Source organism: Ancylobacter polymorphus, assembly GCF_022836935.1.
In the GTDB taxonomy this organism is placed as follows: domain Bacteria; phylum Pseudomonadota; class Alphaproteobacteria; order Rhizobiales; family Xanthobacteraceae; genus Ancylobacter; species Ancylobacter polymorphus_A.
The window spans coordinates 104,967-120,266 of sequence record NZ_CP083239.1 but is presented as its reverse complement, the minus strand read 5'-3'; the positions used below and the strand labels follow the sequence as shown (position 1 = coordinate 120,266).

Annotated in this window: 12 protein-coding genes; 2 read left to right on the top strand and 10 right to left on the bottom strand. The window is 70.3% G+C overall.

Features of this window, described 5'->3' with window-relative positions; all coding sequences use genetic code 11:
* Window positions 1-85: 85 nt before the first annotated feature.
* Window positions 86-1,606: an FAD-binding oxidoreductase gene (locus tag K9D25_RS00510; RefSeq protein ID WP_244378216.1), complete on the top strand. Its 1,521-nt coding sequence runs from the start codon at window positions 86-88 to the stop codon at window positions 1,604-1,606.
* Window positions 1,607-1,627: 21 nt separating this feature from the next.
* On the opposite strand, the gene folD is transcribed toward K9D25_RS00510, so the two are convergent.
* The 6 genes from folD to K9D25_RS00480 form a co-directional block, all read right to left on the bottom strand.
* Complete coding sequence (folD, locus tag K9D25_RS00505) at window positions 1,628-2,497, bottom strand: bifunctional methylenetetrahydrofolate dehydrogenase/methenyltetrahydrofolate cyclohydrolase FolD (RefSeq protein ID WP_244378214.1); 870 nt, start codon at window positions 2,495-2,497, stop codon at window positions 1,628-1,630.
* A 10-nt stretch (window positions 2,498-2,507) separates the two neighbouring features.
* Complete coding sequence (gene purU, locus K9D25_RS00500) at window positions 2,508-3,377, bottom strand: formyltetrahydrofolate deformylase (RefSeq protein ID WP_244378212.1); 870 nt, start codon at window positions 3,375-3,377, stop codon at window positions 2,508-2,510.
* A gap of 193 nt (window positions 3,378-3,570) precedes the next feature.
* Window positions 3,571-4,194 carry a sarcosine oxidase subunit gamma gene (locus K9D25_RS00495; protein ID WP_244378211.1) on the bottom strand — a complete coding sequence of 208 codons (624 nt, stop codon included), beginning with the start codon at window positions 4,192-4,194 and terminating at the stop codon, window positions 3,571-3,573.
* Window positions 4,187-7,159, bottom strand: a complete 2,973-nt coding sequence (locus tag K9D25_RS00490) for a sarcosine oxidase subunit alpha family protein (RefSeq protein ID WP_244378210.1) — start codon at window positions 7,157-7,159, stop codon at window positions 4,187-4,189. Before K9D25_RS00490 ends, K9D25_RS00495 begins: the two co-directional genes overlap by 8 nt.
* Window positions 7,156-7,428, bottom strand: coding sequence for a sarcosine oxidase subunit delta (locus K9D25_RS00485; protein WP_244378209.1), 273 nt, complete (start codon window positions 7,426-7,428; stop codon window positions 7,156-7,158). Before K9D25_RS00485 ends, K9D25_RS00490 begins: the two co-directional genes overlap by 4 nt.
* 205 nt (window positions 7,429-7,633) lie before the next feature.
* On the bottom strand, window positions 7,634-8,884 hold the full coding sequence (locus K9D25_RS00480) for a sarcosine oxidase subunit beta family protein (RefSeq protein WP_244378208.1): 1,251 nt from the start codon (window positions 8,882-8,884) through the stop codon (window positions 7,634-7,636).
* A gap of 246 nt (window positions 8,885-9,130) precedes the next feature.
* Between K9D25_RS00480 and K9D25_RS00475 the strand changes: the two genes are divergently transcribed.
* Window positions 9,131-10,102, top strand: a complete 972-nt coding sequence (locus tag K9D25_RS00475) for a LysR family transcriptional regulator (RefSeq protein ID WP_244378207.1) — start codon at window positions 9,131-9,133, stop codon at window positions 10,100-10,102.
* A gap of 217 nt (window positions 10,103-10,319) precedes the next feature.
* Here K9D25_RS00475 and K9D25_RS00470 read toward each other — a convergent pair whose 3' ends face one another.
* From K9D25_RS00470 to K9D25_RS00455, 4 genes are all read right to left on the bottom strand, one after another.
* Complete coding sequence (locus K9D25_RS00470) at window positions 10,320-11,534, bottom strand: beta-ketoacyl-[acyl-carrier-protein] synthase family protein (RefSeq protein ID WP_244378204.1); 1,215 nt, start codon at window positions 11,532-11,534, stop codon at window positions 10,320-10,322.
* Window positions 11,534-11,803, bottom strand: a complete 270-nt coding sequence (locus tag K9D25_RS00465) for an acyl carrier protein (protein WP_244378203.1) — start codon at window positions 11,801-11,803, stop codon at window positions 11,534-11,536. The genes K9D25_RS00470 and K9D25_RS00465 overlap by 1 nt, the downstream gene beginning before the upstream one ends.
* A gap of 137 nt (window positions 11,804-11,940) precedes the next feature.
* Window positions 11,941-13,392, bottom strand: coding sequence for a GH1 family beta-glucosidase (locus tag K9D25_RS00460; protein WP_244378202.1), 1,452 nt, complete (start codon window positions 13,390-13,392; stop codon window positions 11,941-11,943).
* A 30-nt stretch (window positions 13,393-13,422) separates the two neighbouring features.
* A complete protein-coding gene (locus K9D25_RS00455; protein ID WP_244378201.1) occupies window positions 13,423-14,760 on the bottom strand; it encodes a GntP family permease in 1,338 nt (445 codons plus the stop codon).
* Between the last annotated feature and the right edge of the window lie 540 nt (window positions 14,761-15,300).

Sequence of the window (15,300 nt, the reverse complement as noted above, 5' to 3'; positions counted from 1 at the left end):
GTCCCCGGCAATATGGGACGCATGGGTAAAAGGCGCGGGCCGCTTTGCGCAAGGCCCCGCAGCCGCGCCTCGGGGGAGCGACCAGATGAACGCAGCACCACGGCTGAACCGCCGCAGTCTTCTCCTTGGCACGGCGGCCAGCGCCGCGCTGGCCGGCTTCGCGCCACTGCGGGCGCAAGAAGCGCCGACCACGGCACCGGCTCCGGCACCGACCCCCGCGCCCGTCCCGCCGGTGGATCGCTGGCAGGCGCTAGCCCGCCTCACCGATGGCGCGCTGCTGCGCCCCTCCGATGCCGGCTTCGCCTCCGAGGCGCTGCCCAATAATCTGCGCTTCCGCCATGTCCGGCCCGAAGGCATCGTGCGCTGCCGCACCCCGCAGATGATCGGCGATGTGCTGAGCTGGTGCCAGGATTACGAAGTGCCCTTCGCCCTGCGCGGTGGCGGCCATTCCTATGCCGGCTTCTCCACCACCCATGGCCTGCTGATCGACATGGCGGCGATGAACACCATCGCCTATGACCCCGCCACCGGGCGGGCCAAGGTCGGCGCCGGCGCGATCAACCAGCCGATCTATGACGCGCTGCGCCAGTCCGGGCGGATGATGACGCATGGCCGCTGCCCCACGGTCGGCGTCGCCGGCTTCGTGCTTGGCGGCGGCATCGGCTTCAACATGCGCCGGCTCGGCCTCGCCTCCGACAGTCTCGTCGCCTCCGAGATCGTCACCGCCGATGGCCGGGTGCGCAGCCTTTCCGCCAGCGAGGAGCCGGACCTGTTCTGGGCGATACGGGGCGGGGGCGGCGGCAATTTCGGCGTGAGCACCTCCTTCACCTTCGACACCGTGCCGGCCGACCGCCAGCTCACCGCCTTCCGCATCGTCTGGCGCCAGAACACGCGGAAGGTCGCCGGCGCCCTGTTCGCCGCCCTCGACGACGCGCCGGTGACGCTCGGCACCCGTATCAGCCTCGCCGGCGTCACGCCCAAACTTCACGCCGGCGGGCGGCAGGTGGCGATCACTCTGCTCGGCCAGTTCGCCGGCGACCGCCAGGGGCTGGAAAAGCTGCTGCAGCCGGTGATGGCGGTCGCCGCGCCCGAACTGACCGATATCCGCGAGCTGCCCTATTGGGACGCGCAGGCCTTCCTGATGGAGCCCGGCGCTCCGGCCTGGTACCGCGAGCGCTCGGCCTTTCTCGATACCGCGCCGTCCGACGCCTTTCTCGACAAGGCGTTCGACCATCTCGTGCGCTGGCCCGGCACCGGCGCGCATGGCGACCTGTTCTTCTTTCAGACCGGCGGGCGCATCAACGAGACCGCGCCGGCGGCGAGCGCCTTCGTGCATCGCGCCAGCCGGTGGCTGTCCGTGGTCGGGGTGAGTTGGAGCGAGGACGACACGGTGCGACCGGAGATCGTGCGCGCCGCCAAGGAATGGCAGGACGGGCTCTATCACACAGTTGACCAGGCCGGCGGGCACGGGGCTTTCGTCAATTTCCCCGACGCTTCGCTCGCCGAATGGCGCGCCCGCTATTACGGCGCCAACCTGCCGCGCCTCGCCGCCATCAAGGCGGCGGTAGATCCCGGCAATCTGTTCAGCTTCCCGCAGGCGATCTGACGGGCCGGCAGCGCCGCCGCGTCACGCCAGCTGGCGCCGCGCGGCGGTGAGGGTGTTCGCCAGCAGACAGGCGATGGTCATCGGCCCGACGCCGCCCGGCACCGGAGTGATGGCCCCGGCGATGCCCTGCGCCTCCGCGAACGCCACATCGCCGACCAGCCGGCCCTTGCCGTCCGCGCCGGTGATGCGGTTGATGCCGACATCGATCACCGTCGCGCCGGGCTTGATCCAGTCGCCGCGGATCATCTCCGGCCGCCCCACCGCGCCGATGAGGATATCGGCGCGCCGGCACACGGCCGGCAGGTCGCGCGTGCGCGAATGGGCGACGGTGACCGTGCAGTCCTCGCGCAGCAGCAGCTGGGCGAGTGGCTTGCCGACGATGTTGGAGCGCCCGACCACCACCGCTTCCAGCCCGGCGAGGCTGCCAAGCGTGTCTTTCAACAGCATCACGCAGCCCAGCGGCGTGCAGGGCACCAGCGCGTCGAGCCCCACCGCCAGCCGGCCGGCATTCACCACATGGAAGCCGTCGACATCCTTGGCCGGGTCGATGGTGGCGAGCACCGCCTGCGCGTCGATAGGCGGGGGCAAGGGCAACTGCACGAGAATGCCGTGCACGGCAGGGTCGGCGTTGAGCGCCCGCACCAGCGCCAGCACCTCGCCCTGCGAGGTGTCGGCCGGCAGCTTGTGCTCGATCGAGGCCATGCCGGCCTCCAGCGTCTGCTTGCCCTTGTTGCGGACATAGACCGCGCTGGCGGGGTCCTCGCCCACCAGCACCACGGCGAGGCCGGGCGTTACGCCGGTCTCCTTGATGAAGGCGGCGACCTCGTCCTTCAGCCGGGCGCGCATCGCCTCGGCAAAGGCCTTGCCGTCGATCAGCCGGGTCTCGACCATGAAAGCCTCCTCAGTCGCGGAACACGACCGTCTTGTGCCCGTTCACCAGCACGCGGTCGTCGAGATGCCAGGCCAGCGCGCGGGCGAGCACGCGGCGCTCGATGTCGCGGCCCTTGCGCACGAGGTCCTCGGCCGAGTCCTGATGGCTGATGCGCTCCACATCCTGCTCGATGATCGGCCCCTCATCGAGGTCGGAGGTGACATAGTGCGCCGTGGCGCCGATCAGCTTCACCCCGCGCGCATGCGCCTGGTGATAGGGCTTGGCGCCCTTGAAGCCGGGCAGGAAGGAGTGGTGGATGTTGATGCAGCGACCCGACAGCTTGGCCGACAGCCCATCCGACAGAACCTGCATGTAGCGCGCCAGCACCGCCACTTCCGCGCCGGAGGACTGGAACAGTTCCCACAGCTGGGCTTCCTGCTCCATCTTGGTCGATTTGGTGATGGGCAGATAGTGGAAAGGAATGTCCGCGAAATCGAGATGCGCATAGGTCTCGCGCGGGTAGTTGGCGGCGATGGCGACGATGTCCATGGGAATCTCGCCGATGCGCCAGCGATAGAGCAGGTCGGCAAGGCAATGGTCGAATTTCGAGACCAGCAGCATCACCTTCGGCTTGCGGCCCTTGGGGCGCATGCGCCAGTCCAGCGCGAACTTGGCCGCCACCGCCTCGAAATCGCTCTTCAGCGCCTCCAGCGGACCCGCGCCGCCGGCGCGGTCGAACATCACCCGCATGAAGAAGCGACCGCTTTCCGTGTCGTCGAACTGCTGCGCTTCGAGGATGTTGCCGCCCTGCTCGAACAGGAAGCCGGCGACGCCGGCGACGATGCCGGGCCGGTCGGGGCAGGAGAGGGTCAGGACATAGGGATCGCGGGTATCGGTCATGTCAGGTCTCGTCGAAACGCCGGTCGCGGCGTCGGTGATGCGCGCGCCGACAGGCTTCTAGAGCAATTCCCGCAAAAGTGCCTAGCGGTTTCGCGATAGGAATTGCGTGCGATCAGAGCGTTAGAGAGGTTCCATTCGCCGGAACGGCTCTGGCTGAGAGCGGGCGAAGGGCAAAGCGCGCGGCGCGCCGCCGTCAACCTCGTCCCGCCGCTCCGTTCTCCAGAGCGAGGCCGAATTCCGCCCCGCTGGCGACGAGAAAGCGGGTGAAGCTGGCCTCCAAGCTGCGCGCCACGAGGAGGCGCCAGCCGGTCTCGTTCACCCGCCATAGCGTCACGCCGATATGGGCGATCACCGTGGTGGCGGCCTCGCCGGGGCGGAACACGCGCGGGTCGAGGTCGATCAGCGCCCCCTTGGCAAGCAGATCGGGCACCTTCTCGCCGGTGAGGTCGAAGGCGATCGTGGCGTCGCTCTGCTCCGTCACGGCCGCCTCAAAGCCGAGCAGAGCGCGCAGCGTGCCTTCGAGGTCCGGCTCTATGGTCGACAGTACGAGGAAGCGCCCCGGCCCGGTGCCGATCACGGTAGAGGCGGCCCCGATCGCCGCGCCGGGCCGGTCGGCTGTCTCGACCCCGAAGGCACGCCCCAGCCGGGTGGCGACGCTGGCGGCAAAGCCGTTGCGGGCGACGACGAGGGCAATGAAGGGCGCGTCCGTCGCGGTGACGGTGACGCCGGGTTCACCCGCCGCGCCATAGCGGCCGGAGGGCGGCACGCGGTCGAAGGGAAGGCCCGCGAGGGGATCGTGAGACGAAAGCTCAGCCACGAAGACGCACTCCTTCCGGATCGATGAAGCCGGGCGCGCAGATTTCGACCTCGATTTCCTCGCCACGCACCGGGTCATAGGCGCGCACCCGCTCGCCGAGGCGTTCCGGCCCGCGCCGGATCAGGCCGAGGCCGATCCAGTGCCCCAGATGCGGGGAATAGGCGACCGAGGTCATGTAGCCCTGGTCGTTTGCCATCGTGGGCGCGGCGCCGAGGGGGAGGAAATGCGCCCCCGCCCGCAGCCGGCGCGCGCGGTCCACCGGCTTGAAGCCGACGAAGCACGGCCGCTCCGGGTCGGTCAGGCCCGGCCGGGCGGCCATCACGCGGCCGATATAGTCCTTCTTGGTCGAGGCCATGCGGCCGAAGCCGAGATCGCCGGCCGTGGTCTGGCCGGAAAGCTCGTTGCCGGAGACATGGCCCTTCTCGATCCGCATCACCCCCAGCGCCTCGATGCCATAGGGCGTGATGCCGAATTCCTCGCCCGCCGCCATCAGCGCCTTGGCCAGCGCCGCGCCATGACGGGCGGGCACGGCGATCTCATAGCCAAGCTCGCCGGAGAAGGAGAGGCGGAACAGCCGCGCCTTCACCCCGCCCATCACCGTGCCCTCGATCGCGCCCATGAAGGGCAGCGCGGCGTTGGACACATCGCCATCCGCCACCCGTGCCAGCACGTCCCGCGCGCGCGGCCCGGCGAGGGCGATCTGCGCCCATTGCTCGGAGACGGAGGCGAGCGCCACGTCGAGTTCCGGCCACAGCACCTGCAGGCAGAATTCGAGATGCTGGAACACCTTGGCCGCATTGGCCGTGGTGGTGGTCATCACGTAACGCTCGGGCGACAGGCGTGCGGTGGTGCCGTCATCCATCACCATGCCGTCCTCGCGCAGCATGACGCCATAACGCGCCTTGCCGACGGCGAGCGCCGCGAAGCCGTTGATGTAGACGCGGTCGAGGAAGGCGCCGACATCCGCTCCCTGCAGATCGATCTTGCCGAAGGTCGAGACATCGATCATCCCGACGCCCGCGCGCACCGCCTTCACCTCGCGCGAGACCGTCTCCAGCCAGTCCTTCTCGCCTTTGCGCGGAAAATACTGCGCCCGCAGCCACGCACCGGTCTCAATGAACACCGCGCCCTGTTCGCGCGCCCATTCATGCGTCGGGGTGAGGCGGACGGGGCGGAAATCCTTGCCCCGATGGTGTCCCGCCAGCGCGCCGAGCGAGACCGGCGTATAGGGCGGGCGGAAGATCGTCGTGCCGGTCTCGGGGATCGAGGCGCCGGTGAGGCGCGCCATGATCGCGAGGCCGGTGACGTTGGAGGTCCGCCCCTGGTCGGTCGCCATGCCCAGCGTGGTGTAGCGCTTGAGCAGTTCGACGGAGCGGAAGCCTTCCCTGTGGGCGATGCCGACATCCTTGGCGGTGACATCGTTCTGCAGGTCGACAAAGGCCGCGCCCTGCGAGCCTTCCACATGCCAGAACGGGGCGAGGGCGAAGGGGGCGTCCGCCACCTCGGGCACGTCGAGCGCCGGCACGGTGAAGCCGAGCGCCTGCGCCGCTTCGGCACCCTTCGCCGCGCCGTCCGTGAGGCAGGCGCCGAGGCCGAACACGCCCCGCGCCGCACCGGCCACGGCGAGCCCGGGCGGGCAGGTGCCCGGCACGAAGGCGGCGATGGCGTCGTCCCACACCGGCTTGCCGCCATGGTGGCAGGTAAGATGCACGGCGGGCGACCAGCCGCCGGAGACGGCGAGCGTGTCGGCGGCGATCCGCTCGGTGCCCGACGCGGTGGCGACGGTGAGTCCGGTGAGCGTCTTGCCAGCCGTGGCAATCACCTGAGCGCCGGTCAGCACGCGAATGCCCTCGGCCCGCGCGGCCGCGACAAGGGCGGGGGCGACCTCGGCGCGCACATCGAGGATGGTCTCCACCGGCGCGCCGGCGGCGTGGGCCGCCAGCATCTGCCGCCAGGCGCCGTCATTATTGGCGAACAGCGCGATCTTCTGTCCCGGCAGCGCGGCATGGCGCTGCACATAGGTGCCCACCGCTCCCGCCAGCATCACGCCCGGCCGGTCATTGCCGCCGAACACGATCGGCCGCTCGGTGGCGCCCGCCGCCAGCACGGCGCGCCGCGCGACGAGCCGCCACAGGCGCTGGCGCGGCTGGAAGGGCAGGGGTTCGGGCCGGTGGTCGCTCACCCGCTCCAGCGCGCCATAGGTGCCGCTGTCATAGACGCCGAACACGGTGGTGCGCCGCATCACCCGCACATTGGGCAGGCTCATCAGTTCCGCCACCACATGGGCGGCGAAGGCCGGGGCGGGCCTGCGGCCCACATCGCCGGCCTCGGCATTGAGCGCGCCGCCGGGCAGGAAATCCTCATCGGCGAGGATCACCCGCGCGCCGGAACGCGCCGCCGCGCGCGCCGCCATCAGCCCGGCCGGGCCGGCGCCGATGACCAGCAGGTCACAGAAGGCGGTGACCTTCTCATAATGGTCCGGGTCCGCCTCCGCCGCCGCCCGGCCGAGCCCGGCGGCACGGCGGATTACCGGCTCATAGAGCTTCTCCCACAGGGCGGCGGGCCACATGAAGGTCTTGTAGTAGAAGCCGGCGCCGAGAAACGGCGAGAGGAAGCGGTTGAGGCTCAGCGCGTCGACGGCGAGCGAGGGCCAGCGATTCTGGCTCGCCGCCTCCAGCCCGTCATAGAGCTCGGTGACGGTGGCGCGGGTGTTGGGCTCGCGCCGTGCGCCCGAGCGCAGTTCCACCAGCGCGTTCGGCTCCTCCGCCCCGGCTGCGACGATGCCGCGCGGGCGGTGATATTTGAACGAGCGGCCCACCAGCCGCACGCCATTGGCCAGCAGCGCCGAGGCCAGCGTGTCGCCTTCATAGCCGCGATAGGCCGTGCCGTCGAAGCTGAAGCCGAGCGGCTTCGCCCGGTCGATCAGGCCGCCGCTGGTCAGCCGGTTACGGTTCGGTGCGCTCATGCCGGCTCTCCCGTCGCCCGCGCGGCGACCGCGCCCGATATGGCGTGGGTGCGGGTGTCGCGGGCGACGCGCAGCCACTGGCGGCAGCCACTGGCGTGGTACCACCACTCCTCATGCGCCCCGGCCGGGTTGTCGCGCTGATAGACATAGTCGTGAAAGGCCTGTTCCGCGTCCGGCGCGGCTGGATCGGGCCGTGTCAGCGTCGCATCGCCGAGATAGGCGAACTCATGGGCGTCGCGCGCGCCGCAATAGGGGCAGGGGATACGCATCAGGCGGCACCTTCCGACAAGGCGACAGGGATTTGGGCGCTGCGCGGGTTTTTGCGCTGGGTCCCGGATCGGCGCTCGGGCTGCGCCTTCGCTTGTACGGGACACGAAGCCGCTGTTTCCCGGACAAGCTGCGCGAAGCGCAGTGCCGATCCGGGACCCAGGAGAAACGCCGCCGCAGGCGGCTTCATTTCAACAGACCTCACCATCAATGCAGGTTCGGCTGCGCGCCGACTCCCTTCTCGTCGATGAGATGGCCGGTACGGAAGCGGTCGAGCCGGAAAGCGCCAGCGGTTTCGTGCGGCTCCCCCTTCGCCAGCAGATGGGCGAAGCACCAGCCGGAGGCCGGGGTTGCCTTGAAGCCGCCATAGCACCAGCCGGCATTGAGGAAGAGCCCCGGCACGGGCGTGCGGTCGATGATCGGCGATCCGTCCATCGACATGTCCATGATGCCGCCCCAGTGGCGCAGCAGCCGCAGCCGCCCAATGCGCGGCATCAAGGCCATGCCGCCCTCGCACACATCCTCGATCACGGGGAGATTGCCGCGCTGGGCGTAGGAATTGTAGCCGTCAATATCGCCGCCGAAGACGAGGCCGCCCTTGTCGGATTGCGAGATGTAGAAATGCCCGGCGCCGAAGGTGATGACGCCGTCGACCAGCGGCTTCAGCCCCTCGGAGACGAAGGCCTGCAGCACATGGCTCTCGATCGGCAGCCGCAGCCCGGCCATGCCGGCGACGCGCGAGGACGAACCCGCCACCGCTACCCCCACCTTGCCCGCCCGCACCGGCCCGCGCGTGGTCTCCACCCCGACGATGGCGTCGCCCTCGCGGATGAACCCCGTCACTTCGCAATTCTGCACGATGTCGACGCCAAGACGGTCGGCGGCGCGGGCATAGCCCCACACCACCGCATCGTGGCGGGCGGTGCCGGCGCGGGCCTGCAGCAGCCCGCCCTGAATGGGAAAGCGCGCATTGTCGAAATCGAGGAACGGGTACATGGCCCGCACCTGCGCCTTGTCCAGTAGCGCGGAATCGACACCCGCGAGGCGCATGGCATTGCCGCGCCGCGCATAGGCGTCGCGCTGGGCGTCGGAGTGGAACAGGTTGAGAATGCCGCGCTGGCTCACCATTGCGTTGTAGTTCAGTTCCTGCTCCAGCCCTTCCCACAGCTTCATCGACCATTCGTAGAACGGCTCGTTGCCGGGCAGCAGATAGTTGGAGCGGATGATGGTGGTGTTGCGCCCGGCATTGCCGGAGCCGATGACGCCCTTTTCCAGCACCGCGACATTGCGGATGCCGTGTACCTTGGCGAGGTAATAGGCGGTGGCCAGCCCATGCCCGCCGCCGCCGACGATGATGACGTCATAGGCCGGCTTCGGCGCCGCCTCGCGCCAGGCCGGGGTCCAGCCCTTCTGGCCGTTCAGGGCATTGGCGAGCAGGGAAAACACGGAATAGCGCATGGGCGGGGCTCGTTCGGGGCTCGCGGCGAGGTTCGCTGCCGGACACGGTAAAAACCTATAGATCAACGCCGATCCGGTGATAATATAAGTTTTGGTTATAGAGAGCCCCGAAGACGCCGTCATCCCGAGGCGCGAGCGAAGCCACCCTCGAAGGATGGGTTTCCAGGCGCGCCGTGGCGAGCCTCCTTCGAGGCCCGGCTCGCGCCGGGCACCTCAGGATGACGGCGAGACACGAAAGACCGCCCCATGCCCCCCGCCGACACGCTGCCCTTCGATCTGCGGGCGCTGGAAATCTTCCTCGCGGTCTGTGACGCCGGCACCATGGCGCAGGCGGCGCGGCGGCTTGGGCTGACCCAGCCCGCCATTTCGCAGGCGGTGGCCGATCTCGAACGGCGCATCGGCATCGCTTTGTTCGACCGCACCGCCCGCCCGCTCGGCCTCACCGCCGCCGGCGGGGCACTGCGCCAGCGGGCGAGCGCGCTGGTTTCCGAAGCGCGCCAGATCGCCCCGCTGCTGCGCGAGGCCGAGCATGCCCGCCTGCCGCTGCTGCGCGCCGGGCTGGTGGATTCGCTGGCGCGGGCGCTGATGGCGCCGCTTGCCCGCGCGCTGGGGGAGAAGGCGGAACAGGTGTCGCTGCTGTCGGGCCTCACCGCCTCGCATGCCGGGGCGCTGCTCACCCGGCAGCTCGACCTTCTCGTCGGTGCCGACGCGCTGGACGAGATCGAGGGGCTGGAACGTTGGCCGCTGCTCTCCGAGCCCTATGTGCTGCTGCTGCCGGCGCCAGCGCCGGTCCCTGCCTCGGTGGAGGCGCTGGAGGACCTCGCCCGCGCCCTGCCGCTGGTGCGCTTCTCCGCCCGTTCAAAGACCGGCATGGAGGTGGAGCGGCATCTGCGCCGCCTGCGGCTCGACCTGCCGCGCCCGCTGGAATTCGACACGCCCTATGGCGTCACCAGCGCGGTGCTGGAAGGGGCGGGCTTCGCCGTGACCACGCCGCTTTGCCTTCTGGAAGCGGGCCTGCCACTCGATGGCTTTGCCTGCCACAAGCTGCCCGGCCCGGGGCTGACGCGCCACCTCACCCTCATTGCCCGCCGGCAGGAATTGGGGCGCCTGCCGCGCGAGACCGCCGCCTTCTGCCGCGCCCGCCTCGCCGCCCAGCATGGCGCGGTCGCGGCGCTGGTGGGGGAGGGGCTGGCGGCGGAGTTCCGGGTGGAGGGGTAGGGGCGCCGCATTGCCGGATGGAGCCCGGTGTCCCCGGACGCCTGCAGCGCCCGCGGAAGGCGAGCCGGGACCCGCCGGAAAACGCTTCCTGCCATGCCTCTGCAAGGGACGGCGAGCGTTCCCGCCCGGTCCCCTGGGTCCGGGATCGGGGCCGCGCCGGGCGCGGCTTGTCCGGGGCACGGGAGGGGAAAGGTTCGGCCTGTCCGGGAACGGCCGCCTAGCCCTCGTACCGCTTCACCGCCAGCACCGCATTCAGCCCGCCAAAGGCGAAGCTGGACGAGATCGCCGCCTCGATCGCCGCCTCCCGCGCGGCGTTGGGCACGCAGTCGAGGTCGCATTCGGGGTCGGCCTCGCGAAAGCCCATGGTGGGCGGCAGGAAACCCTCGCGCAGGGCCAGCACGGTGGTGACGAAATCCAGCGCGCCGGAGGCGTTCATGGTGTGGCCGTATTGCGACTTGGACGACGATACCGGCAGCCGGGCGAGGTGATCGCCGAACACCAGCCGCAGCGCGGCGGCCTCGGTCTTGTCGTTCAGCGCCGTGGCGGTGCCATGGGCGCTGACATAGCCGATCGCCTCCGGCGCCAGCCCGGCATCCTCCAGCGCGAAGCGCATCGAGGCGGCGGCGCTCGCCATGTCCGGGGCGGTGATGTCCATGCCGTCCGCGCTCATGCCGAAGCCGACGATCTCGGCATGGATGGTGGCGCCGCGCGCCCGCGCCCGGTCCAGATTCTCCAACACCACGGCGCCGGCGCCCTCGCCGATGACGAGGCCGGAGCGGTCCTTGGAGAAGGGGCGGCAGGCCTCGGGGGAGAGCACGCGCAGCGCCTCCCAGCTCTTCAGCATGCCATAGGTGATCTGCGATTCGCCCCCGCCCGCCAGCGCGACATCCAGCATGCCGGAACGCACCATATGGAAGGCGGTGCCGATGGAATGGGCGGCGGAGGAGCAGGCCGAGGCGATGGAAAAGGCCGGGCCGTGAATGCCGAGATCCATGGTGACATGGCTCACCTGGCCGCTTGGCATGGCACGGGGCACGGTGAAGGGGTGCGGGCGCGGCGCGCCCTCGGCATAGAGCTTGCGGTAGCTGTCATCGACGGCATGGAAGCCGACCGAGGCGGCGAAGATGGCGCCGATGCGGTGGCGCGCCACGCCTTCGAAGGCCGGGCCCGCCTGCGCCAGCGCCTGCCGGGCGGCGACCACGGCGAATTGCGAGGTGCGGTCGACCAGGCCAAGCTGGCGCGGCTCGAAATGCTCCTCCGGCACGAAGCCGCGCACTTCGGCGGAAATCTTCGTCTTCATCGCCGAGACATCGAGGCCCTGGGTCTCGCCAATGCCCACCGTGCCGGCACGCAGGCCGGCGAGATGGGCGGCGACATCATTGCCCAGCGCGGAGAGCGAGCCGAGGCCGGTGACGGCGACGCGTGCGGCCATCAGGCGGTCTTCGCCTTCTGCGCCGCCAGCAGCTCGGCGACATGGTCGACCAGCGTGCCGACCGTGACCTCGCTGCCGCTCAGCGGGCCGTCATTGGGAATCTCGATACCGAAACGGCTTTCCAGCTTGAAGATCGTCTCGATCAGGTCGAGCGAGGAGATGCCCAGCTCCGCCACCGGCGTGTCCGGCGTGAGCAGGCTCGCATCCACGCCGACCTCGCCGGAGATGAAGGCGACGATTTCGGCGACGGCGGGATCGTCTGTCTGCATGCGTCTGTGCTCTGTCTCGTGCGTCGGCCTGCGAGCCGGCCATGCGGTTAGGTATCACATAGAAAGGGCCGTGGGGCACCCGCCGTCAAATGACCGACATATGTGTCGGCCGCATGTCGGTCTGTTAACCGGATACCTCAGGGTGCCGTAACCCCGCCCTGCGCCTTCATCAGGCGTGAGAGATAGCGGGCGGACTGCTTGGGCGTGCGCTGCTGGGTGGCGAAATCCACCCGCACCACGCCGAAACGCCGGCGCTCGCCTTCCGCCCATTCGAAATTGTCGAGCAGCGACCAGACATAATAGCCCTTGAGCGCGCAGCCCTGGGCGATCGCCTCGCCGGCGGCGACGAGATGCGCGCGCAAATATTCCGTCCGCTCCGGGTCGGCCACTACCCCGTCCACCGGCGCGGGGTCCTCATAGCAGGCGCCGTTCTCGGTGATGAACACCGGCGGGTTGCCATAGGTGTCGCGCAGCCGGGCCAGCACCTCGACCATGCCCTGCGCGCTGATCGGCCAGCCGAGCAGCGTCTGCGGCGTGTCCGGCGGTAGCGCGCCCCAGCTCGCCTGGCCGAGAAAGGCGTTGGCGTCGTGGCGGATATAGGACGGTCCGTAATAGTTCACGCCGAGGAAATCGAGCGGGGCGCGGATTGTTGCCATATCGCCCGGCTGGACCAGCGGCGCGAAGGCGTCCGCAAACAGTTCAGGGTAGCGGCCATGGAACAGCGGGTCGAGATTGATCGTGTTCCAGCAGGCATCGAAGCGCGCGGCCGCTGCAATGTCGGCCGGGTCCTGGGAGGCCGGAAAGATCGGCTGCAGCGACAGCACCGTGCCGAGCTTGAGGTCGGGGTGCATTCCCCGCACGGCGGCGATGCCGGTGCCCTGGGCGAGGTTCTGGTGGTGCTGGGCCTTCACATAGCTGTCCCAGCCGGTGAGGCCGGGCGCGTGATTGCCGAAGCCATGGCCGAAAATGGCGTGCACAGAGGGTTCGTTCAGCATCGCCCACGGCTTCACCCGGTCGCCGAGCCGCTGCACGGCGACGCGGGCATAGTCGGCGAACCAGTTCGCCATGTCGCGATTGTGCCAGCCGCCGCGTTCCTGCAAAGCCTGCGGCAGATCCCAGTGGTAGAGACAGGCCATGGGCGCGATGCCGCGCGCCAGCAGGCTGTCGACAAGCCGGTCGTAGAAGTCGAGCCCGGCCGCGTTCACCGCGCCGGTGCCGTCGGGCGTCACCCGCGGCCAGGCGAGCGAGAAGCGATAGGCCTTGAAGCCGAGATCGCCCATCAGGGTCACGTCGTCGGCATAGCGGTGGTAGTGGTCGCAGGCGACATCGCCCGTCGTGCCGTCGGCGATGCGGCCGGGCGTGTGGGAAAACACGTCCCAGATAGAGGGCTTGCGCCCGCCTTCCGCCACCGCGCCCTCGATCTGGTAGGCCGAGGTGGAGGCGCCCCAGACGAAGTCCGCCGGCAGGCGCGGCGTGCCGGAGGGCGGTAGCGGCGCGGCGGCGGCGGCTTGCGCGCGCGCGGTCAGCGGGAGGGCGGGCAGGCTGGCGGCGGCAAGGGCGGAGAGCAGCAGGTCACGGCGTCGCAGCATCGGCGCAGGTTCCTCGAAAACAGGCGTGGTTCAGGCGGCCACCAGCCGGACGGCGATGAGGCAGACGAGGATCAGCCCGCCCTGCAGCAGCGCCCCGCCGGAGAACAGCGCCAGCGCCGCCGGCGGGGTGAAGCGCCCGGCCCGCGTCACCAGCCAGAACAATCCGTCATTGATCTGCGGCACGGTCATGGCGCCGGCGCTCACCGCCAATGCGGCAAGAACGCGCCCCATCGGGTCGCCGAGGCCGAGCGGGGCGGCGAGTTCCATCATCATGCCGGCGCTCGTGATGGCGGCGACCAGCGAGGAACCCTGCAGGATCTTGATGGTGGCGGCGAGCGCGAAGGGCAGCACCAGCACCAGCGCGCCGGAGGCGGGGGCGAGGGGAATGAGATATTCCGCCGTCATCTCCGCCATGCCGACATCCTGCGCCACCTTGGCGAGGCCGCCGGCAGCGCCGAGGATGAGGAGGAGCGGCGCCACCTTCGTCACCGCCCGCCCGGCCCAGCCGGCCTCGGAGAGGCCGCCCTTTTCCCAGCTCCAGCTCAGCAGCAGCAGCAGGCCGACGCCGGTGACCAGCAGCAGCGCCGGGCTGCCCAGCGCCAGGATGAAATGCCGGTCATTGCCGCCGCCGAAGGGTTCGGAGGCGATGTCGCCCAGCGCCTGCACGATGAGCATCGCCACCAGAACCAGGCTGACGACCAGCAGCGCCAGCGCGCCGCGCTGCGACGCGTGCAGGCTCGCGCCCTTGATGCCGGCGGTGGTGTCCAGCGGGTTGGGCGCGCCGCTGGCGCAGCCCTTCGCCCACAGCGCCCCGAAGGCCCCGGCGATCAGCGCCAGGGGCAGGCCGACCGCCACCGCCAGCCCCCAGTCGGCGCGCAATATGGTGAGGCTCGCCAGCACGGTGGGGGCCGGGATCAGCAGGCCATGGCCGGCGGAAAGGGCGAGGCCGAGGGTGAGCGCCGAGCGCGGGCTGTCGCCGCCCATGCCGCGCCGCAGCGGGTTCAGCACCGCGAACGCCGCCGCCGGGGTGGACGCCATGCCGCCAATCAGCCCGAGCACGGCGAGCGGGCCGGAGCGGGTGCGCCAGCCGCGCGCCCTCTGCTGCAGCCGCGCCGTGGCCCCCGTCCCGTCGGCGATTTCCGCCATCAGCGCCCCTGTCACCACGATGATGCCGAGTGCCGCCAGCGTCTGGCCGAAGCCGACGGAGAAGGATTTCACCACGAAGCTCAGCGACCAGCCGACGCCCTGGTTGAAGGCGAAGGCGGCGAGCACCAGCGCGAGGAAGGGATGCACGCGTCCGCGCGCGGTGATCAGCGCGAACAAGGCCACGACGACAAGCAGGATGGCGGCGTAGATGAGATAGGACATGGAGGTCAGGGATCTGCCGGGGGCGGGAGGCGGGAGCCTCACGCTTAGCCTGCCGCGCGCGCGCTGTCACCGTGGCGGAAAGGGCGAGAACGGCAAGGTGACCGCCACGCCCCCGCTACCGCCGGCCGCTCCGGTTCCGTCCACGGCGACTGCGCTCCGGAACCCGAGCCTCTGAGAGGCACGCTGAGCGTGCGCCGGCTTGCTCCCGCTCGTTTCGCTTGCGGCTCACCTTGTTCGCGGCGCCGGAAAAGGCTACCGAAACCGGGCGGGGAAATTGCCGTCCGCCGTGGGTGCGCCCCCGGAAGGAGGATGTGACGCCCTCCCCCCGCGCTCAAAACCCGTGTCGTGATGCTCGGATCGGCCGCGTGTTGCTCTCCCGGCCGCCGGTCCTTGGCCCGCGCCGTCGCCACGCGCGGCGGGGCGCGAAGAGCAGGCGGCCCTCGCCGAAAGACATGCCTATGCCCGGCCGCCGCCGGTCTGCCGGCGCCGGCCATGACTGGCCACTGACCTCAGAACCGCCGGCGATGCCCGCCGGGCGCC